Consider the following 235-nt stretch of genomic DNA (forward strand, 5'->3'; position numbering starts at 1 on the left):
GTACAAGGCTGCACGCTATTGGTTAAGCTGCACCAGTTTCAAGAGAGTGACTCTGAGCAAGTGGCTATTAATACCAACAACGCTGATTGGTTACCGGGTCAAGGCCAATTACGGGTTATGCCGCTACATCAACATGGCACCGAATCTACGGCATTAGTGATGTGGCCAGCAGGGACTCATTTTCAACCCCATCGTCATTTTGGCGGTGAAGAGATTTACGTGATTAGCGGAGAGT

The 235-nt window shown here is 48.5% G+C and carries 1 protein-coding gene; it reads left to right on the forward strand.

All coding sequences use genetic code 11. From position 1 onward, the window contains the following. A partial coding sequence (locus AAEY88_RS15485) for a cupin domain-containing protein (protein ID WP_350563812.1) occupies window positions 1-235 on the forward strand: 235 nt, incomplete at both ends.

It is taken from the genome of Psychrobacter sp. CAL346-MNA-CIBAN-0220 (assembly GCF_040309805.1).
In the GTDB taxonomy this organism is placed as follows: domain Bacteria; phylum Pseudomonadota; class Gammaproteobacteria; order Pseudomonadales; family Moraxellaceae; genus Psychrobacter.